This is a genomic window from Paraburkholderia sp. BR10937, assembly GCF_040965695.1.
In the GTDB taxonomy this organism is placed as follows: Bacteria; Pseudomonadota; Gammaproteobacteria; order Burkholderiales; family Burkholderiaceae; genus Paraburkholderia.
This window is the reverse complement of the sequence record NZ_JBFRCL010000069.1, coordinates 1-18,020: the sequence shown is the minus strand read 5'-3', so window position 1 is coordinate 18,020 and position 18,020 is coordinate 1. Positions and strand designations below refer to the sequence as shown.

The following is an 18,020-nucleotide window of genomic DNA, read 5'->3' as shown; positions in this document are numbered from 1 at the left end:
CGCGCGAGGCGGCGCGTGATTGCGCCTGCCCTTCGCTTCTACCCGGTCAGCTCGCCTGCGTGCCGCGCGACGCGCGTTCGAACGCGTCGATGATCGGCCGCAGCGCGGCGCGCTTGAGCTTGAGCGCCGCCTGATTCACGACGAGGCGCGACGAGATCTCCATGATCTCCTCGACCTCGACCAGATTGTTCGCGCGCAGCGTGCCGCCCGTGCTGACGAGGTCGACGATCGCGTCGGCGAGGCCCACGAGCGGCGCGAGTTCCATCGAGCCGTACAGCTTGATGAGATCGACGTGCACGCCCTTGGCCGCGAAGTGCTGGCGCGCGGCTTCCGTGTACTTGGTCGCCACGCGCAGGCGCGCGCCCTGGCGCACCGCGTTCGCGTAGTCGAAGCCGCCCTTCACGGCCACCGAAAGACGGCAGCGCGCGATGTCGAGGTCGATCGGCTGATACAGGCCGCCGCCGCCGTGCTCGTTGAGCACGTCCTTGCCCGCCACGCCGAAGTCGGCCGCGCCGTACTCCACGTAGGTGGGCACGTCGGTCGCGCGCACGATGATCACGCGCAGGTTCGGGTCGGTGGTCGGCAGGATCAGCTTGCGCGAGGTTTCCGGGTCTTCGGTCACATGCACGCCGGCCGCGGCGAGCAGCGGCATCGTCTCCTCGAAGATGCGGCCCTTCGAGAGCGCAAGCGTGAGCGGCGCGCTGGCCGCGGCCGCCGGCGTGGGCCTGGACTCGACCGTGCTCATTGCGCGCTCCCCTTGATCCGCTTCACGTTCGCGCCGATCTTCGTGAGCTTCGCTTCCATGCGGTCGTAGCCGCGGTCGAGGTGATAGATGCGGTCGATCAGCGTTTCGCCGTCGGCGCACAGGCCCGCGATCACGAGGCTCGCCGAGGCGCGCAGGTCGGTTGCCATCACCTTCGCGCCCGAGAGCTTCTCGACACCGGCGACGAGCGCCGTCTTGCCGTCGATCGTGATGTGGGCGCCCAGGCGATTCAGTTCCTGCACGTGCATGAAGCGGTTTTCGAAGATGGTTTCGACCACTTGCGAGGTGCCGTCCGCGATCGTGTTGAGCGCCATGAACTGCGCCTGCATGTCGGTCGGGAACGCCGGGTATTCGGAGGTGCGCACGTTCACGGCGCGCGCGCGCTCGTGCATGCGCACGCGCATCCAGTCGTCGCCCTCTTCGATCGTCACGCCGGCTTCGCGCAGTTTGTCGGTGACGGCGTCGAGGATGTGCGGACGCACGTGGCGCAGCGTGACGTCGCCGCCCGCGGCCGCGACCGCGCACAGGAACGTGCCCGCTTCGATACGGTCCGGAATGACGGTGTGGTGCGCGCCGTGGAGCCTGTCCACGCCTTGAATGACGAGGCGGTCGGTGCCGATGCCTTCGATCTTCGCGCCCATCGCCACGAGCAGATGCGCGAGGTCGCCCACTTCGGGCTCGCGCGCGGCGTTCTCGATCACCGTTTCGCCATCGGCGAGCACGGCGGCCATCAGCAGGTTTTCCGTGCCGGTGACCGTGATCATGTCGGTGACGATGCGCGCGCCCTTCAGGCGCTTCGCGCGCGCCTCGATGAAGCCGTGCTCGATGTTGATCTCGGCGCCCATCGCCTGCAGGCCTTTGATGTGCTGATCCACGGGGCGCGCGCCGATCGCGCAGCCGCCCGGCAGCGACACCTTCGCCTCGCCGAAGCGCGCGACGAGCGGCCCGAGCACGAGGATCGACGCGCGCATCGTCTTCACGAGTTCGTACGGCGCGACGAGATTGTTCACCTTCGAGGCGTCGAGCTGCACGCGCGCGCCGTTCTGCTCGGTGCGCACGCCCATCTGGCCGAGCAGCTTGAGTGTCGTGCGCACGTCCTGGAGGTCGGGCACGTTGTCGAGATGAACGGGTTCAGCGCTCAGAAGGCCTGCACAGAGAATGGGCAGCGCCGCATTCTTTGCACCGGAAACAGCCACTTCCCCTGCGAGCTTCTGCCCGCCGACGATGACGAGTTTATCCATGCCTGAGGTTTCCTGATCGGTGCGGCCGGTTTGCGGGGTCGCTTGATGTTGAGTTGCGCCGCTCGCGGCGGCGTCTTTGTCCTGGGTGATTCGCACTGAGATTCCAGATTATGCGTTCTGCCATTCGGCGGGCGTGAGCGTCTTCATGCTGAGCGCGTGGATTTCCTCGCGCATGCGGTCGCCGAGCGCCGCATAGACGAGCTGATGGCGCTGGATCAGGCGCTTGCCGTCGAAGGCTGAGGAGACGATCGTTGCGAAGAAGTGCTGGCCATCGCCTTCGACTTCGAGGTGCTCGCACGCGAGCCCTGCCGAGATGTACTGCTTGATCTGTTCCGGAGTCGGCAACATGAGTATGGCTCCTGCTTAGTGACGCAGCTTGTACCCGCTCGCAAGCAAACGCATGGCGAGCGTGGCCAGCGCCACGAAAAACACGAAAACGATCGACAGGCTCACGAGCGGGTTGATGTCGGACAGGCCGAAGAACCCGAAGCGGAAACCATCGATCATGTAGAAGAATGGATTGAGCCGCGACACTTCGCGCCACAGGGGCGGCAGCGTATGCGTCGAGTAAAACACGCCCGAAAGGAACGTGAGCGGCATGATGAGAAAGTTCTGAAACGCCGCGAGCTGGTCGAACTTCTCCGCCCAGATCCCGGCGATCAGGCCGAGCGTGCCGAGGATCGCCGAGCCGAGCACCGCGAACGCGAGGATGTAGAACGGCGCGGCGAAGCTCATCGGAATGAACCAGATCGTCACGACAAATACGCCCGCGCCGACGGCGAGGCCGCGCACGATCGAGGCGAGCACGTAGGCGCCGAACATCTCCCATGCCGCGAGCGGCGGCAACAGCACGAAGACGAGATTGCCCGTGATCTTCGACTGGATCAACGACGACGAGCTGTTCGCAAAGGCATTCTGCAGCACGCTCATCATCACGAGGCCGGGAATCAGGAAGCTCGTGTACTCCACGCCCGGATACACCTCGACGTGGCCGCGCAGCGCATGGCCGAAGATCGTGAGATAGAGCAGCGCGGTGATGACGGGCGCGAGCACGGTCTGGAAAGCGACCTTCCAGAAACGCAGCACTTCCTTGTAGAACAGCGTACGGAAACCGCTCATGCGAGACCCTCGACCACTTCAGGACCGTTCATCACCTGCACGAAAACATCCTCCAGATCGGCCTTGCGCACTTCCACTTCTTCGAGTTTGCAGCCGTTCGCGCGACACTTCGCCAGAATGCGCTCCACGTCGTCGTAGCTCGCGAGGCGCAGCAGATGCTGGTGTGCGCTGGCGTTGGAAGGATCGACTTCGAGCGCGCGCAGATCGCTCGGCAGCACGCCTTCCGAGAAGCGCAGGAACAGCTGCGTGCCCGCAAAGCGCTGCAGCAGCGCGCTCGTGCGCTCGAGCGCGACCATCTCGCCGCGCCGGAGCATGGCGATGCGGTCGCACAATTGCTCGGCTTCTTCGAGATAGTGCGTGGTAAGGACAATGGTGTGCCCTTCGCGGTTCAGGCGCGCGATGAACTTCCAGAGCGTCTGGCGCAGTTCCACGTCCACGCCGGCGGTGGGTTCGTCGAGCACGATCACGGGCGGCCGGTGCACGAGCGCCTGCGCCACGAGCACGCGGCGCTTCATGCCGCCGGACAGCGCGCGCATGTTCACGTCGGCTTTCTCGGTGAGATCGAGATTGGCCATGACTTCGTCGATCCACGCGTCGTTGTTGCGCAGGCCGAAGTAGCCGGACTGGATGCGCAGCGTCTCGCGCACGGTGAAGAACGGATCGAACACCAGTTCCTGCGGCACGACGCCCAGGTTGCGGCGCGCGTTGCGGTAGTCGGCGACGACATCGTGGCCGCGGACGGCAATCGAGCCCTCGTCCGCGCGCGCGAGGCCGGCAAGAATGCTGATGAGCGTCGTCTTGCCCGCGCCGTTCGGGCCGAGCAGCCCGAAGAACTCGCCGTCTTCGACCGTGAAGCTGACGCCCTTGAGCGCCTGAAGCGACTTGTAGCGCTTCTTGACGTTACGGATTTCTATGGCTGGCATGACTAATACGCCGCCCGTTTGCGTACGGCGCGGCTCAAGAGTGCATCAATGCTGCGGGGAAGACCGGAATTGGGGACGGCTCGTGAGGCCGGCTTTGCTGTCTCAGTGCACGCTTATTACATACCAAGCGGTACTTTTTGCGCCGAGGCAGCGCCCAAAAAACGGTTGATTATAGGCCAAGTCGGAAAGCGCGGCCTGGCCCTGGAGGGGAACGACGTCGGCCCGGCAGTGCGGTGAGACCGCTCGAACGCAAGCGTCCGGCCAGGCGACGCGGGTCAATGTCGCTCGTCGAGAAGCGAATCGACGCCGTAGGCGCGCGCGAGAGAGGCGAGCGCGGGGGGCATGTTGAGTACGGCGAGGGAAGCGCCGCGCTCACGCGCGGCACGCTGCCATGCGATCAGCACGGCCAGCGCCGATGAATCGAACTGGGTGAGCGCCGCGCAGTCCACGACGGTGGCGCCCGCCGAGATCTGCGCGAACCCGGCCGAGAGCGCGGCCTTCGCGCTCTCGTGGGTCAGGTTGGCACCGATGGCGAAACGCTCGCTCACGAGGTCGCCTTGCCCGATGCGAGTTGCTGGTTACGCTGCGTGAGGAACTGGATCAGGCCGTCCACGCCGCCTTGCTGGATCTTTTCCTGGAACTGCTGCTGGTACGCCTGGATGAGCCACGCGCCGAGCACGTTGATGTCATACACGCGCCAGCCTTGCGCCGTCTTGTAGAGGCGGTAGTCGAGCTCGATCGGCTGGCCGCCGTTCATGACCGTCGAACGGACCACGACGTCAGTGTCGTCCGGGTTCGCGCGAAACGGCTTGTACTGGATCTGCTGGTCGCGCACCTGGGCGAGCGCGCCCGAGTACGTGCGGATCAGCAGCGTCTTGAACTGCTCGATGACCTGTTGCTGCTGCTCCGGCGTGGCCGTGCGCCAGTTGCGGCCCATCGCGAGCTGCGTGGTGCGGCGGAAGTCGGTGTACGGCAGGATCTTTTCGTTCACGAGCTGCGTGATCTTGCTGATGTCGCCGGACTGGATGGACTTGTCACCCTTGATCTGGCTCATGACCTGCTGCGTGACCGTCTGGACCATCGCGTCGGGATTGCTGGTGTCTACCGTCTGGGCAAACGCGCCGCCGGCAAACGAAAGAAACATGGCGAAAAACGGGTACAGAAAGAATTTTTTCATATCGAGCCCTGCTAGTTGGGGGACATCGCCCCGTTGGAACCAACGATATCACGCGAAATCTATCGCGCTGTGTCAAAACCGCCAGCAAAGTGCGACAAGCGTTTCTGCTTGTTACGTCAGACGTATACGTCAGACGAACGCTCCGGCGAGGCGTTCCAGCACGCTGGAACGCAGCGCTCAGTGCAGCCGCAGCATGCTCGGGAAGCCGATGCGCGCGGGCGGAATCATCTGGTCGCCCGGCACCGTGGTTTCCGACGCGCCCACGGGCGCCGCGGCGCCGGCCGGGCCTTCCAGCGTGGCCGGGGCGGTCGTTGCGCCGTTGGGGTTGGCGGGTACCATGCTGGCCGCATTCGGCGTGGCCGCAGGCGCAGTGCCCGAAGCGGGCGCTGCCGCACCGGCAGCCGCACCCGAAGCGGGGGCCGCCGCGCCCTCGTCGGTTTCGTCGTACTTCGGCAGCGGCGCGCCATCGCCGTAATCCGGCAGATTGCTGTTGTCCGACGACGCGCGGCCATCCGACAGCAGATAGCGGCGGCGCTGCAGATAGGCGTTGCGGATGAACGAGTACTTGTCGATCGCCGCGCCTTCGAGCAGGTCGCTCGCGCCCAGCAGATTGGCGCGCGTGCTCACCACGTTCAGGCCGTAGAGGCCCCACGACAGCGCGGCCGGATCCACATAGGTGAGCGGGTTGATGAAGTAGTTGGGCACGAGGCCGACGCCGTCACGCACCGTGCTCGGCCCGAACAGCGGCAGCACGAGGTACGGGCCGGGCGGCACGCCATAGTGGCCGAGCGTGAGGCCGAAGTCCTGGTTGTGCTTGGGCAGCTTCGCGAGCGTCGCGACGTCGAACAGGCCACCGAGGCCGAAGACCGTGTTGATCACGATCCGCATGATGTCCTCGACACCGTCGGTGATCCTCAGCTGCAGGAAGTTGTTCGCGGCGTTGTACACGTCGCCGATGTTCGCGAAGAAGTTCGTCACGCTGTCGCGCACGGGCTGCGGCGTCACCTTCACGTAGCCCTGCGCCACCGGCTTGAGCGCGTACGTGTCAACCTTGTCGTTGAACGTGTACACCGTGCGGTTGAACCCTTCCCATGGATCTTCCTTCGACGGCGTCTGCACCGTCGAACAACCCCCGAGTGCAAGCGCCGCGACGCCAAGCGTAATGGCGCGCATGCGTATGGTCGTCATTCTTTTTCTCCTTCTTATTGGGCCGCCGAAGCCGCCGGTGCAGGCGCTGGGGCCGGCGCCGGTGCGGGCGCGGGCGCGGGTGCGGGTGCGGGTGCGGGTGCGGGTGCGGGCGCGGCAGCAGGCGCCGCATCCGTGCTCGCGCCGCTGGACGCCTTCGTGGCGCCCGAATCCGCCGCCTTGCTATAGAGGAACTGGCCGATCAGGTTTTCGAGCACGATGGCCGACTGCGTCATCGAAATGGTGTCGCCGGCCTTGAGCATTTCCGAATCGCCGCCCGGCTCGAGGCCGATGTACTGCTCGCCGAGCAGACCCGACGTGAGGATCTTCGCCGACGTGTCCTTCGGAAACTGGTACTGCTGGTCGAGGTTGATCGTCACCAGCGCCTGATAGGTGTTGGAATCGAAGCCGATCGAAGCCACCCGGCCCACGGTCACGCCCGCGCTCTTCACCGGCGCGCGCGGCTTGAGGCCGCCGATATTGTCGAACTTGAGCTTCACCGGGTAGGTGGACTGGAACGACAGCGAACTCATGTTGCCGGCCTTCAGCGCGAGAAACAGCAGCGCGATAAAGCCCAGCACCACAAACAGACCGACCCAGAAGTCGAGAGCATTCTTTTTCATCGTCATCCCAATGAGAATCCGTTGCGGCGTCGCTCACGCGCGCGCCGCGCCGCCGGGTCGCTGCCCGGCGTCTTTAGCTGAACATCAGCGCGGTGAGCAGGAAGTCGAGGCCGAGCACCGCGAGCGACGCGTACACGACCGTCTTGGTGGTCGCGCGCGACACGCCCTCGGGCGTGGGCTTCGCCTCATAGCCTTGATAGAGCGCGGTGAAGGTCACGGCGAAGCCGAACACGATGCTCTTCACAACGCCGTTGCCCACGTCGGTCCAGACGTCCACGCCGCCCTGCATTTGCGACCAGAACGCGCCGGCGTCCACGCCGATCAGCACCACGCCCACCACGTAGCCGCCCAGAATGCCGACCGCGCTAAAGATGGCCGCGAGGATCGGCATGGCGATCACGCCCGCCCACATGCGCGGCGCGACCACCACGCGCACGGGGTCCACCGCCATCATCTCCATGGCCGTGAGTTGCTCGCCCGCCTTCATGAGGCCGATCTCGGCCGTGAGCGAGGTGCCCGCGCGGCCCGCGAACAAGAGCGCGGTGACGACGGGCCCGAGTTCCCGCACGAGCGAGAGCGCGACCAGCAGCCCGAGCGCCTGCTCGGAGCCGTAGCGGTTGAGCGTGTAATAGCCCTGCAGCCCGAGCACGAAGCCCACGAACAGGCCCGACACGGCAATGATCAAGAGCGAATAATTGCCGACGAAGTGGATCTGCTTCGTGACAAGACGCGGCCGGCGCAGTAGCGGGAAGAATTCGAGCACGAGGCGCACGAAAAAGCGCGTCGCATGCCCCGCGCGCGCGATCGTTTCGAGCACGGTGCGCCCCATCGAGCTGATGGCGCCGATCATGAGCGGCCTCCGCCAAAGCCGAAGTCCGCTTCGAGCGGCAGGTTCGACGGGTAATGGAACCGGAACGGGCCGTCCGGCGCGCCGTCGATGAACTGGCGCACGATCGGGTCGGTCGAGGCGCGCAGCTCGTCGGGCGTGCCCTGCGCCTGCACCCGGCCGTTCGCCATGAAGTACACGTAGTCGGCGATCGCGAACGACTCGGGCACGTCGTGCGTGACGAGGATCGAGGTTGCGCCGAGCGCGTCGTTGAGCGTGCGGATGAGGTTCGCGGTGATGCCGAGCGAAATCGGGTCGAGACCCGCGAACGGCTCGTCGTACATCATGAGCTCGGGGTCGAGCGCGATGGCGCGCGCGAGCGCCACGCGACGCGCCATGCCGCCGGAAATTTCCGAAGGCGCGAGGTCGCGCGCGCCACGCAGGCCGACGGCGTTGAGCTTCATGAGCACGAGGTCGCGGATCAGTTCTTCAGGCAGGTCGGTGTGCTCGCGCAGGGCGAAGGCGACGTTCTCGAACACCGACATGTCGGTGAAGAGCGCGCCGAACTGGAAGAGCATGCCCATCTTGCGACGCAGGGCGTAGAGGCCGTCGCGCGATTGCGCGCCGACGTCCTGCCCGCCGAACAGCACCTGGCCGCGCTGGGCGCGAACGAGGCCGCCGATCAGACGCAGCACTGTCGTTTTTCCGCCACCGGAGCCGCCCATGACCGCCACTACCTGACCGCGCGGGAAGCGCATGTTCAGGCCGGACAGGACGAGCCGGTCGCCATATCCGAAGTCGACGTCGCGCAGTTCCAGCAGGGTCTCAGAGGTTGAGGGCACGTGGTCTGACAGTCCATTTACACGAAGGCGGGATTATAGGGCCATCGTGGAAAACCTGCCGTGACGCCCCCGGACCCGCCAATGTAAGCCGCAAGCGCCCGCTGCTGCGGGTTGCGGCCCCCTTGGCCCCGGGTCGCGCACGCGGCGCAGCCCGATGCCAGGGCGGACCATTATTGCGTAAACGCGTTGCGCAATGCAGCAACGGCGGCAGCCGGGTCGGCCGCCTCGGTCACGGCGCGCACTACCGCTGCGCTGCCGGCGCCCGTGGCGAGCACTTCGGGCAGCACGTTGCCGTCGATGCCGCCGATCGCCACCATCGGCACGACGCCGTCCAGCAGCTTCACGTAGCGGGCGAGACGCGCGAGGCCTTGGGGCGCCGTGGGCATGGCCTTGGTCGTGGTCGCGAACACGGCGCCGCACGCGAGGTAGCTCGGACGGAAATGCAGCGCCGTGAGCATCTCGAAGTAGCCGTGCGTCGAGAGGCCGAGACGCACGCCGGCGGCCGCGATTGCACCGAGGTCGGCTTCGCGCAGGTCTTCCTGGCCGAGGTGCACGCCATAAGCGCCGGCCGCGACGGCCTCCTGCCAGTGATCGTTGATGAAGAGCTGCGCGTCGTGCTTGCGGCCCGCCACCACGCAACGCGCGATTTCGCTCGCGAGCGCCGGCGACTTCGGCTGCTTGCTGCGCAACTGCACCGTCTTCACGCCGTAGTCGAGCACGCGCTCGACCCAGTCGGCCGTGGGCAGCACCGGATACAAGCCAAGCTTCGCGGGACACGGCGCGAACGGCTGCGCGGGCGCGGCGGGCAGGCCCAGCACGCGCGGAAAACGCTTGATGTCGACGGGCCAGGCGTCGGCCTGCTGCTCGTCGCCGTCGCGCCAGGCGAGCGCGAGCACGAGCGCGTCGTGCGGATCGAAGCCGCAGTCGAGGAAGGCCGCCAGCGCCGGGATCCAGTCTTCCGCCAGTTCGCCCTCGAGCGCGTAACGCTCGCCGCCCAGATGCAGCGTGGCGCGCGCCGCCTTCGGGTGTTCGCCCGCGGCTTCGATCACGCCCGCGCCGTCCGTCATCCAGCGCGCGATGTTGGCCAGATGCGGCGCCGCGTCGGTCAGGATGATCAGATCGCCGCCGTTGGGGGCGTCGGGCGGCGTAAGACAGATGCGCCACGGCGCATGCGTGGGCTGCCAGTCGCCCAGGCGCGCGCGGATGCGCTCCGCCGTTTCGGTGAGTTCGTCGGCGGGCGGCCAGAACAGTTCGCGGTCCTGCAGGCGCAGCGTTTCAGTCATCGCTTGTCTCCATCCTGGTGCCAGAACGGCATGCCGACCACGGGCGTGCTCGCGACCGCCGCTTCGCGTTCGGCCATCGGTCCGGCGAGATACGCGGTGCGCCCCGCCTCGACGCCCAGCGCGAACGCGCGCGCCATCGCCTCGGGATACGTGGCCTGCGAAACGGCCGTGTTGAGCAGCACGCCGTCGAAGCCCCACTCCATCACCTGGCACGCGTGCGAAGGCACGCCCAGGCCCGCATCGACGATCAGCGGCACATCGGGCAAGCGTTCGCGCAGCACGCGCAAGCCGTAGGGGTTGATCACGCCCTTGCCGGTGCCGATCGGCGCGCCCCACGGCATGAGCGCCTCGCAGCCCGCGTCGAGCAGACGCCGGCCGATCACGAGGTCCTCGGTGCAATACGGCAGCACCTTGAAGCCGTCCTTCACGAGGCGCGACGCGGCTTCGATCAGGCCGACCGGGTCGGGCTGCAGCGTGTAGTCGTCGCCGATCAGCTCAAGCTTGATCCAGTCGGTTTCGAAGACTTCGCGCGCCATGTGCGCCGTCGTCACCGCCTCGTTGACCGTGAGGCAGCCGGCCGTGTTCGGCAGGAGCGGCACGCCGTGGCGCTTGAGCAGGTCGAAGAAGCCGGCCTCGGCGGTGCCCTCGTTCATCTGGCGGCGCAGCGCGACGGTGATCATGCCGGGGCGCGCGGCGGCCATCGAGTCGGCGAGCGACTGCAGCGACGGATAGCGCGACGTGCCGAGCAGCACGCGGCTGGCGAAGGTTTCGCCGTAGAGCGTGAGCGCATCGGCGGTGGAGGTGGTGGTCATGGGTTGGAATCCTTGGCGGTGTCGTGAACGCGCTCGCCGTGTATGCGATGCGCGCGACCGGAGGCTTGGGCGAGCGAGGCTCAGCCGCCGGCCACGGGGCTCACGACGTCGAGGCGGTCGCCCGCCTGGAGCGCGCGCGCGCCATGCTGGGTGCGCGCCACGAAATTGCCGTTCAGCGCGACGGCGAACGGCGGACGCGCGCCGAATGCGGTGAGCGCATCGGCGACAGTCGCGCCCTCAGGCAGCGTGATCGGCTTCTGGTTGATATGAATGTCCATGGCAAATGCGTTCTCAAACTGCGGATTGTTTCTGGTGAGGCGTCAGGCCGGCTCGTGCGCGCCCTGCGCGTGCAGCATCTCGCTCCAGCGCGACGCACGGCGCAGCGACTCGAAGGAATCGGCATCGCTCACGCGGCCGTCGAGCAGGGCTTGTGCGACGCGCGCGGCTTCGTCGGCGACTTCCGGCGCGATCATGAAGCCGTGCCGATAGAGGCCGTTCACGCGCAGCGTGGTCTTGCCGTCCCAGATCAGCGCCGGGCGGTGGTCGGGCAGCGTCGGACGGCACTGCGTGTTCAACTCGAGGATGCGCGCCTCGCCGAACGCCGGATGCACCGCAAACGCCGCGCTCAGCAGTTCGAGCGCCGAGCGCACGCTCACGGGCGAACGGTCCTCGCCTTCGATCTCAGTCGCGCCGATCACGAAGACATCGCGTTCCTTGGGCGCGATATAGAGCGGATAGCGCGGATGCAGGAGCCGCACCGGGCGCGTGAGCATGATGCCGGGTGCGTGCACGCGCGCGACTTCGCCGCGAATGCCGCGCAAACCCGGCAGCGCAGGCTTGGCGCCCAGCCCGCGGCAGTCGATCGTCACGCGCGCGGGCGGCGGATTGGCCTCGTCGACCGTGGTGTGCCAGTGGGTTTCCACGCCGCGCGCGGCGAGCCCCGCCGCCAGCGCGGCCAGGGCCTGGCGATTGTCGAGCTGGCCCTCGCCTTCGAGCAGCCAGCCGCGCGCGAAGCGCCCGGCGAGCGCCGGTTCGGCGGCGTCGAGCTGCGCGCCGGCAAGCGCGACGAAGTTGGCATCGGCGAGCGAACGCGGCGCGTTGGCGCGCACGCGGCGCTCGAAGAGCGGCGCTTCGGTGCGATCGGCGCTATGCCAGACCACCAGCGTGCCGTTGCGCTGGAAGAACACGGGCTCCGGCAGCTCGGCCAGGATGCGCGGCCAGGTTTCGAGCGACGCGACGCCAAGCTCGGTAATGAGCATTTCGGCGACGGCTGCCTCCGCGAGCGGCGCGAGCATGGCCGCCGCGACCCAGGCTGCGGCTTCGCCGCCTTCGGGGCCGCCGCGCTCGTAAAGCGCGACGCGATGGCCCTCGCCGGCCAGACGCCATGCGACGAGCCGGCCGCTCAGGCCGCCGCCGAGCACGGCGAAGTCGGGCACGCTTCCCACGTTATGGTGGCGGGCGCGGCTCATGACGACACTCCGTCACGCAAGGCGAACGCGATAAGAATCGGGGAACAAAGAGAATAGGCGGTCATCGTATCCTTTCCGTACGGCAGCAGCAGACGTACCCAAGGACGAAACCGGCTGGCAAGGCCGACCGTGGAGGCTATGCGGCGCAGACGGCCCGATACGGAATGCGTATACGAACCCAGGCGCCCAAAGCGCAGCCCGGCGGGAATCCTGGCGCCCCCGCCTTTTCAAAACCCAGGCTGGGCGCTCCGGTAAGACTTTCTGGAAACTTCCCGCGCCGGTATTACCCGGATCGGGTGCAAAGGGTTTCTCTCAGCCTCACTGGCGGCATGCCCGGCATACCGGTGAAGCACCCCTGTTTCGTCAACGATGATTAGACCACAAAACGCGCGCGGCCCGCAAACCTCGGCGGAACCGGGGGGCGTGGTCTGGCACAATGCCCTGAACCCGCCTCTTTCGCCTCGCGAGCCCGCGCGGTGAGACAATGAGCGCCACGCTACGGCGGCGCCGGCGTGCGCTTTTGTCTCCACGCCTCGCGCCGGTTTTGGCTCCGCCTGTGACCCGTTAAGACTCACTTAAGCGCCCGACGACAGAATCGCTGCAAAAATCGCTGCAACGCTGCCGCCGTGCGGCGCGCGGCGCATGCCCCCAGCGGGCCGCCACACCTTCAGGACGCACATGACCAACCAACCTGCCCGCGCCACGCCCGATCAGAACGAGCATCAGAAGATCACCGCGTGGAGCCTGATCAAGCCCTACTGGGTCTCCGAGGAACGCTGGATCGCCTGGGGCCTGCTCGTCGCGATCATCGTGATGAACCTGCTCGTCGTGTGGATCAACGTGCGCCTGAACGGCTGGAGCGCGGAGTTCTACAACGCATTGCAGGCCAAGGACGTCAAGCGCTTCCCGCCGCTGTTGATGACCTTCACCGAACTGGCGTTCGGCTTCATCATCCTCGCGGTGTATGGCCGCTATCTGCGCCAGATGCTCGGCTTTCGCTGGCGTCAGTGGCTCACCACGCGGTTCCTGAACGAGTGGCTCGGCAAGGGCGCGTTCTACCGCATCGAGCGCGACCGCCTCGCCGACAACCCCGACCAGCGGATCAGCGACGACCTCCAGTCGTTCGCCACGACCACCCTGTCGCTCACGCTCGACCTGCTCTCCACGGTCGTGACGCTGATCTCGTTCGTCACGATCCTGTGGACGCTCGCGGGCGCGCTCACCGTCACGCTGGGCGGGCAGCCGCTCGCGATTCCGGGCTACATGGTGTGGGCCGCCGCGCTCTATGCCGTGTTCGGCTCGCTCGTGATCCAGAAGGTCGGCCACCCGCTCGTGTCGATCAACTACCAGCAACAAAAGGTGGAAGCGGACTTCCGCTTCGGCCTGATCCGCCTGCGCGAAAACGCCGAGCAGATCGCCCTCTACGACGGCATGGACACCGAGCGCGGCAACGCGCAAGGCCTCTTCGCGCACATCAAGGACAACTGGTGGCGTGTGATGAAGTACACGAAGCGCCTCACCTTCGTGCTGAGCTTCTATGGCCAGATCGCCATCATCTTCCCGCTCGTGGTGGCCGCGCCGCGCTACTTCGCGGGCGCCTTCACGTTCGGCGTGCTGATGCAGATCTCGCAGGCGTTCGGCACCGTGAGCGACTCGTTCTCGTGGTTCATCAACAGTTACTCCACGCTGGTCGAATGGCGCGCTACCGTGAATCGTCTGCGCGAATTCGTGCGTGTGGTGCACTCGCCGCGTCTGAAGGAATCGGTCTCGCCTGCCACCGAGCACGGCGGCATCAACCTGCACTTCATCGACAACAACGAGCTCGCCACCGAGCATCTCAAGCTCTCGCTGCCCAACGGCACGCCGCTCTCGGAAGTGCGCGACATCGCTATCAAGCCGGGCTCGCGCTGGCTCGTGCGCGGTCCCTCGGGCGCGGGCAAGAGCACGCTGATGCGCGCGCTCGCGGGCCTCTGGCCGTTCGGCGAAGGCTCGATCGACGCGCCAGTCGATGCGCGCATGATGTTCATCCCGCAGCAGAGCTATCTGCCCATCGGTACGCTCAAGGCGGCGCTCACCTACCCCTCGCCCGCCGACGACTACAGCGACGAAGACTGCCGCGAAGCGCTGCGCGCCTGCCGCCTCGAAGAGTACGTGGATCGTCTCGGCGAATCCGCACACTGGACGCGCGTGCTCTCGCCGGGCGAACAGCAACGCCTCGCCGGCGCGCGCGTGCTGCTGCACAAGCCCGACTATCTGTTCCTCGACGAAGCGACGAGCGCGCTCGACCCCGACAACGAAAGCCGTCTCTACAAGCTGTTCATGGAACGCCTGCCCAAGGCAGCGATCGTGAGCGTCGCGCACCGTGAGTCGCTCGCCGCGTACCACCACGACACGCTCGAGATCGAGCGCATGCCCGAAGAGCGGGTTGCCGCGTGAGCGAAAGCGCGCTGCGCGTCGTGCTGATCACGGGCGCGGGCTCGGGCATCGGCGCGGCGCTCGCGCGTCGCATCGCGGCGCCGGGTGTGGCGTTGATGCTGCACGCGCGCGGCGCGGATGAGGCATCGCGCGCCCGGCTCTCCGCCGTCGCCGCCGAGTGCGAACAGCGCGGCTCGACCTGCGCCACCGCGTACGGCGATCTCGCGCAGTCCGGCCAGGCGAGCGCGCTCGTGGACGCCACGCTCGCGCAACTCGGCGCGCTCGACCAACTCGTCGCCAACGCCGGACATGCGCAGCGCCAGACGCTCGCCGCGCTCGACACCGCATCGCTCGAAGGCGCCTTCGCGGCCATGCCTGCCGCGTTCGCCGCGCTCGTCCAACGCGCGCAGCCAGCGCTGGAACGCTCGGCGCGCGCCCGCGTGGTCGCGCTGAGCTCGTTCGTCGCGCACCGTTACCGCGCCGGCGCGCCGTTCGCCGCCACGGCCGCCGCGAAAGCCGCGCTCGAATCTCTGGCGAAAACCGCCGCGGCGGAGCTGGCGCCGCACGGCGTGACCGTGAACTGCGTCGCGCCCGGCTATACGCGCAAGGACAAGGGCCCCACGCCGGAAAACGCACCGGTGTGGGAGCGTGCGGCGCAGGAAACGCCGCTCGGCCACGTGGCGGATCCCGCCGATGTCGCCGAACTCATCGCCTTCCTGCTCTCGGATGCCGCGCGCCACATCACCGGCCAGGTGATTCATGTCGATGGCGGGCTCACGCTCTAGCGCCGTGCGGTCCCCGCGCCATCGTTCGCTTGCTATCGAACTAAACATCGGAATACAACGATAGCGGGCGCTCCCAAATTGCCCCTCGCCTCAGCGCGGTTTCGCACCGTAAAATACCCCTCCAGCACACCGGAGACGGGCGGCGTCGCACCGCGCAGCCCGCCAGCGTCAAGCGCACACGCCACCCAACGCGTACTGCGCCAGCCGGGTCGCTTGCGCAGCACGCGCCGCTCAGCCGGTTCGTTGCATGCACAACAAATATGGGGGAAGACACGCGATGAGCTACTTTCACTGGTTCACCGAGTTGAACGCGCGCGAGCGGCGCACGCTCTATGCGGGATTCGGCGGCTACGCCGTCGACGCGTTCGACTTCATGATCTACTCGTTCCTGATCCCGACGCTCATCGCGACCTGGGGCATGAGCAAGAGCGAGGCCGGCATGATCGCGACCAGCTCGCTGATCTCGTCGGCGATCGGCGGCTGGCTCGCCGGCATCCTCGCCGACCGCTACGGGCGCGTGCGCGTGCTGCAGTGGACCATCGCCACCTTTGCGCTCTTCACCTGCCTCTCCGGCTTCACGCATTCGTTCTGGCAACTGCTCGCCACGCGCACGCTGCAGGGCATCGGCTTTGGTGGCGAATGGACGGTCGTCACGATGATGATGGCCGAAACGATCCGCTCGCCGCAGCATCGCGCCAAGGCCGTGGGCACGGTGCAGAGCAGCTGGTCGTTCGGCTGGGGCGCGGCCGCCATCCTGTACTGGGCCTTCTTCGCCCTGCTCCCCGAGGAATACGCGTGGCGTGCGTGCTTCTGGATCGGCATCGTGCCTGCGCTCTGGATTCTCTATGTGCGCCGCAACGTGAGCGACCCCGACGTGTTCGTCGCCACGCGCCGCGCGCGCGAAAGCGGCGCGATCCAAAGCCACTTCATGCAGATCTTCGCGCCAGCGCATCTGGCCACCACCCTGCTCGGCAGCGCGCTGTGCACCGGCATGCTCGGCGGCTACTACGCGATCACCACCTGGCTGCCCACCTACCTCAAGACGGTGCGCCACCTTTCGGTGTTCAACACGAGCGGCTATCTGATCGTGCTGATCGTCGGCTCGTTCACGGGCTACATCGTCGGCGCGATCCTGTGCGACAAGATCGGCCGGCGCGCCTCGTTCATCCTGTTCGCCATCGGCTCGTTTGCGCTCGGCATGGCTTACACCATGCTGCCCATCACCGACACCGCCATGCTCCTGCTCGGCTTTCCGCTCGGCATCGTCGTGCAGGGCATTTTCGCGGGCGTGGGCGCGTATCTCTCGGAGCTTTACCCGAACGCGATCCGCGGCTCGGGCCAGGGCTTCTGCTACAACCTCGGACGCGGGCTCGGCTCGTTTTTCCCCATTCTTGTAGGCACGTTCGCGCAAACCACGTCGCTCGTGAAGTCGATCGGCGTGGTGGCCGGCGCGGGCTATCTGCTCGTGATCGTCGCGGCGCTGTGCCTGCCGGAGACGAAAGGCAAGGCGCTGACCGAGGAAGCGCCTGCTGCCGGAAGCGAGCGAGCGTCTGCGGAGTCCACTGCACGATGAGCGCGAACATGCTGCAATACCGACCGTCCCTCCCTGTTGTGCGACCGGCATGAAAACGATTGTCCTCGGCGCCGGTGTGATCGGCGTCGCTACTGCGTACTATCTGAGCGAACGAGGCTGCGACGTCACGGTCGTCGAACGGGAACCGGGGGTCGCGCTCGGCACGAGCTTCGGCAACGCCGGCGTCATCGCGCCCGGCTATGTCACGCCGTGGGCGGCGCCCGGCATGCCCGCGAAGCTCATCAAGTATCTGCTCAAGCCCACTTCGCCGCTCATCTTCCGGCCCACGCTCGACGCCGCGCAGTGGCGCTGGATCGCGCGCTGGCTGCGTGAATGCGATCTCGCGCGCTTTCGCGTGAACAAGCAGCGCATGCAGCGCATCGCCTATTACAGCCGCGAATGCCTGCACGCGTTTCGCGCCACGCACGCGTTCGAGTACGGGCGCAGCCAGGGCTATCTGCAGCTCTTTCGCAGCGACTACGACCTCCAACTCGCGCAACCGGCGCTCGGCGTGCTGCGCGATGCGGGCATCGTCTATCGCGAACTCGATGCCGCCGCCTGCGCGCAGGTCGAGCCGGGGCTCGCCTGGTCGCGCGTGAAACCGGCGGCGGGCGTCTATCTGCCCGAAGACGAAGCCGGCGACTGCGCACGCTTCACGCGCGAACTGCGCTCCGTCTGCGAAGCACGCGGCGTCACTTTTTTGTTCGATACCGAAGTGCTCGCGCTCGAAGCCGCGGGCGGCAAGGTGAACGGCGTGCGCGTGCGCGCCGTGCCCGGGCGGCGCAAGGCGAACAACCGCAAGGACCGGCGCGAGCAGCGCCGCGCACCGGCCGAGGTGCTGCGCCCGGCCGAGCGCAGCGAGCCCGCCGACGACACGCCTCACACGCTCGCCGCCGACGCCGTGGTGGTCGCACTGGGCGTGGAGAGCGCGGCGCTCGTCGCGCCGCTTGGCGTGCGCGTGCCGCTGTATCCGGTGAAAGGCGA

General features: G+C 67.2%; 19 protein-coding genes and 1 riboswitch. Of the genes, 4 read left to right on the top strand and 15 right to left on the bottom strand.

Annotated features, from left to right (window positions below; genetic code table 11):
- Positions 1-46 precede the first annotated feature (46 nt).
- The 15 genes from hisG to AB4Y44_RS36305 form a co-directional block, all read right to left on the bottom strand.
- Positions 47-745 carry an ATP phosphoribosyltransferase gene (hisG, locus tag AB4Y44_RS36375; RefSeq protein ID WP_069268253.1) on the bottom strand — a complete coding sequence of 233 codons (699 nt, stop codon included), beginning with the start codon at positions 743-745 and terminating at the stop codon, positions 47-49.
- A complete protein-coding gene (murA, locus tag AB4Y44_RS36370; protein ID WP_342924269.1) occupies positions 742-2,004 on the bottom strand; it encodes a UDP-N-acetylglucosamine 1-carboxyvinyltransferase in 1,263 nt (420 codons plus the stop codon). Before murA ends, hisG begins: the two co-directional genes overlap by 4 nt.
- A gap of 108 nt (positions 2,005-2,112) precedes the next feature.
- Positions 2,113-2,352 carry a BolA family protein gene (locus AB4Y44_RS36365; RefSeq protein WP_028206568.1) on the bottom strand — a complete coding sequence of 80 codons (240 nt, stop codon included), beginning with the start codon at positions 2,350-2,352 and terminating at the stop codon, positions 2,113-2,115.
- A 15-nt stretch (positions 2,353-2,367) separates the two neighbouring features.
- Positions 2,368-3,123 (bottom strand): ABC transporter permease, encoded by a 756-nt coding sequence (locus AB4Y44_RS36360; protein ID WP_042269663.1) that lies wholly within the window; start codon positions 3,121-3,123, stop codon positions 2,368-2,370.
- Positions 3,120-4,046 (bottom strand): ABC transporter ATP-binding protein, encoded by a 927-nt coding sequence (locus tag AB4Y44_RS36355; RefSeq protein WP_342924268.1) that lies wholly within the window; start codon positions 4,044-4,046, stop codon positions 3,120-3,122. Before AB4Y44_RS36355 ends, AB4Y44_RS36360 begins: the two co-directional genes overlap by 4 nt.
- Positions 4,047-4,321: 275 nt before the next feature.
- Positions 4,322-4,594 (bottom strand): STAS domain-containing protein, encoded by a 273-nt coding sequence (locus AB4Y44_RS36350; RefSeq protein ID WP_342924267.1) that lies wholly within the window; start codon positions 4,592-4,594, stop codon positions 4,322-4,324.
- Positions 4,591-5,223: an ABC transporter substrate-binding protein gene (locus AB4Y44_RS36345; protein ID WP_342924266.1), complete on the bottom strand. Its 633-nt coding sequence runs from the start codon at positions 5,221-5,223 to the stop codon at positions 4,591-4,593. The genes AB4Y44_RS36350 and AB4Y44_RS36345 overlap by 4 nt, the downstream gene beginning before the upstream one ends.
- A 177-nt stretch (positions 5,224-5,400) precedes the next feature.
- Entirely contained in the window at positions 5,401-6,411 is a 1,011-nt protein-coding gene (locus AB4Y44_RS36340) for a VacJ family lipoprotein (RefSeq protein ID WP_368702224.1), read from the bottom strand.
- Positions 6,412-6,425: 14 nt separating this feature from the next.
- Complete coding sequence (mlaD, locus tag AB4Y44_RS36335) at positions 6,426-7,037, bottom strand: outer membrane lipid asymmetry maintenance protein MlaD (RefSeq protein WP_368702223.1); 612 nt, start codon at positions 7,035-7,037, stop codon at positions 6,426-6,428.
- 67 nt (positions 7,038-7,104) lie between these two features.
- Positions 7,105-7,881 carry a lipid asymmetry maintenance ABC transporter permease subunit MlaE gene (gene mlaE, locus AB4Y44_RS36330; RefSeq protein WP_368702222.1) on the bottom strand — a complete coding sequence of 259 codons (777 nt, stop codon included), beginning with the start codon at positions 7,879-7,881 and terminating at the stop codon, positions 7,105-7,107.
- Positions 7,878-8,699, bottom strand: coding sequence for an ABC transporter ATP-binding protein (locus tag AB4Y44_RS36325; RefSeq protein WP_368702221.1), 822 nt, complete (start codon positions 8,697-8,699; stop codon positions 7,878-7,880). Before AB4Y44_RS36325 ends, mlaE begins: the two co-directional genes overlap by 4 nt.
- Positions 8,700-8,869: 170 nt before the next feature.
- Entirely contained in the window at positions 8,870-9,982 is a 1,113-nt protein-coding gene (gene thiE, locus AB4Y44_RS36320) for a thiamine phosphate synthase (RefSeq protein WP_368702220.1), read from the bottom strand.
- Positions 9,979-10,794 (bottom strand): thiazole synthase, encoded by an 816-nt coding sequence (locus AB4Y44_RS36315; RefSeq protein WP_342924260.1) that lies wholly within the window; start codon positions 10,792-10,794, stop codon positions 9,979-9,981. The genes thiE and AB4Y44_RS36315 overlap by 4 nt, the downstream gene beginning before the upstream one ends.
- Before the next feature lie 80 nt (positions 10,795-10,874).
- The gene (thiS, locus tag AB4Y44_RS36310) at positions 10,875-11,072 is read right to left on the bottom strand and encodes a sulfur carrier protein ThiS (protein WP_368702219.1); all 198 of its coding nucleotides are present in this window, start codon (positions 11,070-11,072) and stop codon (positions 10,875-10,877) included.
- Positions 11,073-11,114: 42 nt separating this feature from the next.
- Entirely contained in the window at positions 11,115-12,263 is a 1,149-nt protein-coding gene (locus AB4Y44_RS36305) for an FAD-dependent oxidoreductase (RefSeq protein ID WP_368702218.1), read from the bottom strand.
- A 252-nt stretch (positions 12,264-12,515) separates the two neighbouring features.
- Positions 12,516-12,630, bottom strand: a riboswitch (TPP riboswitch).
- A 311-nt stretch (positions 12,631-12,941) separates the two neighbouring features.
- On the opposite strand from AB4Y44_RS36305, the gene AB4Y44_RS36300 reads away from it, so the two are divergent.
- From AB4Y44_RS36300 to AB4Y44_RS36285, 4 genes are all read left to right on the top strand, one after another.
- Positions 12,942-14,699 carry an ABC transporter ATP-binding protein/permease gene (locus AB4Y44_RS36300; RefSeq protein WP_368702217.1) on the top strand — a complete coding sequence of 586 codons (1,758 nt, stop codon included), beginning with the start codon at positions 12,942-12,944 and terminating at the stop codon, positions 14,697-14,699.
- A complete protein-coding gene (locus tag AB4Y44_RS36295; RefSeq protein WP_342924256.1) occupies positions 14,696-15,463 on the top strand; it encodes an SDR family oxidoreductase in 768 nt (255 codons plus the stop codon). The genes AB4Y44_RS36300 and AB4Y44_RS36295 overlap by 4 nt, the downstream gene beginning before the upstream one ends.
- A 277-nt stretch (positions 15,464-15,740) precedes the next feature.
- Positions 15,741-17,036, top strand: coding sequence for an MFS transporter (locus AB4Y44_RS36290; RefSeq protein WP_368702216.1), 1,296 nt, complete (start codon positions 15,741-15,743; stop codon positions 17,034-17,036).
- 49 nt (positions 17,037-17,085) lie between these two features.
- Positions 17,086-18,020 (top strand): FAD-dependent oxidoreductase (locus tag AB4Y44_RS36285; RefSeq protein WP_368702215.1); only part of this gene is annotated, 935 nt, incomplete at its 3' end.

Coding starts and splice junctions, on each gene's coding strand:
- AB4Y44_RS36300 (WP_368702217.1), top strand. CDS start 12,942: ATGACCAACCAACCTGCCCGCGCCACGCCCGATCAGAACGAGCATCAG.
- mlaD (WP_368702223.1), bottom strand. CDS start 7,037: ATGACGATGAAAAAGAATGCTCTCGACTTCTGGGTCGGTCTGTTTGTG.
- mlaE (WP_368702222.1), bottom strand. CDS start 7,881: ATGATCGGCGCCATCAGCTCGATGGGGCGCACCGTGCTCGAAACGATC.
- AB4Y44_RS36340 (WP_368702224.1), bottom strand. CDS start 6,411: ATGACGACCATACGCATGCGCGCCATTACGCTTGGCGTCGCGGCGCTT.
- AB4Y44_RS36365 (WP_028206568.1), bottom strand. CDS start 2,352: ATGTTGCCGACTCCGGAACAGATCAAGCAGTACATCTCGGCAGGGCTC.
- AB4Y44_RS36345 (WP_342924266.1), bottom strand. CDS start 5,223: ATGAAAAAATTCTTTCTGTACCCGTTTTTCGCCATGTTTCTTTCGTTT.
- AB4Y44_RS36290 (WP_368702216.1), top strand. CDS start 15,741: ATGAGCTACTTTCACTGGTTCACCGAGTTGAACGCGCGCGAGCGGCGC.
- AB4Y44_RS36360 (WP_042269663.1), bottom strand. CDS start 3,123: ATGAGCGGTTTCCGTACGCTGTTCTACAAGGAAGTGCTGCGTTTCTGG.
- AB4Y44_RS36315 (WP_342924260.1), bottom strand. CDS start 10,794: ATGACCACCACCTCCACCGCCGATGCGCTCACGCTCTACGGCGAAACC.
- thiE (WP_368702220.1), bottom strand. CDS start 9,982: ATGACTGAAACGCTGCGCCTGCAGGACCGCGAACTGTTCTGGCCGCCC.
- AB4Y44_RS36355 (WP_342924268.1), bottom strand. CDS start 4,046: ATGCCAGCCATAGAAATCCGTAACGTCAAGAAGCGCTACAAGTCGCTT.
- murA (WP_342924269.1), bottom strand. CDS start 2,004: ATGGATAAACTCGTCATCGTCGGCGGGCAGAAGCTCGCAGGGGAAGTG.
- AB4Y44_RS36305 (WP_368702218.1), bottom strand. CDS start 12,263: ATGAGCCGCGCCCGCCACCATAACGTGGGAAGCGTGCCCGACTTCGCC.
- thiS (WP_368702219.1), bottom strand. CDS start 11,072: ATGGACATTCATATCAACCAGAAGCCGATCACGCTGCCTGAGGGCGCG.
- hisG (WP_069268253.1), bottom strand. CDS start 745: ATGAGCACGGTCGAGTCCAGGCCCACGCCGGCGGCCGCGGCCAGCGCG.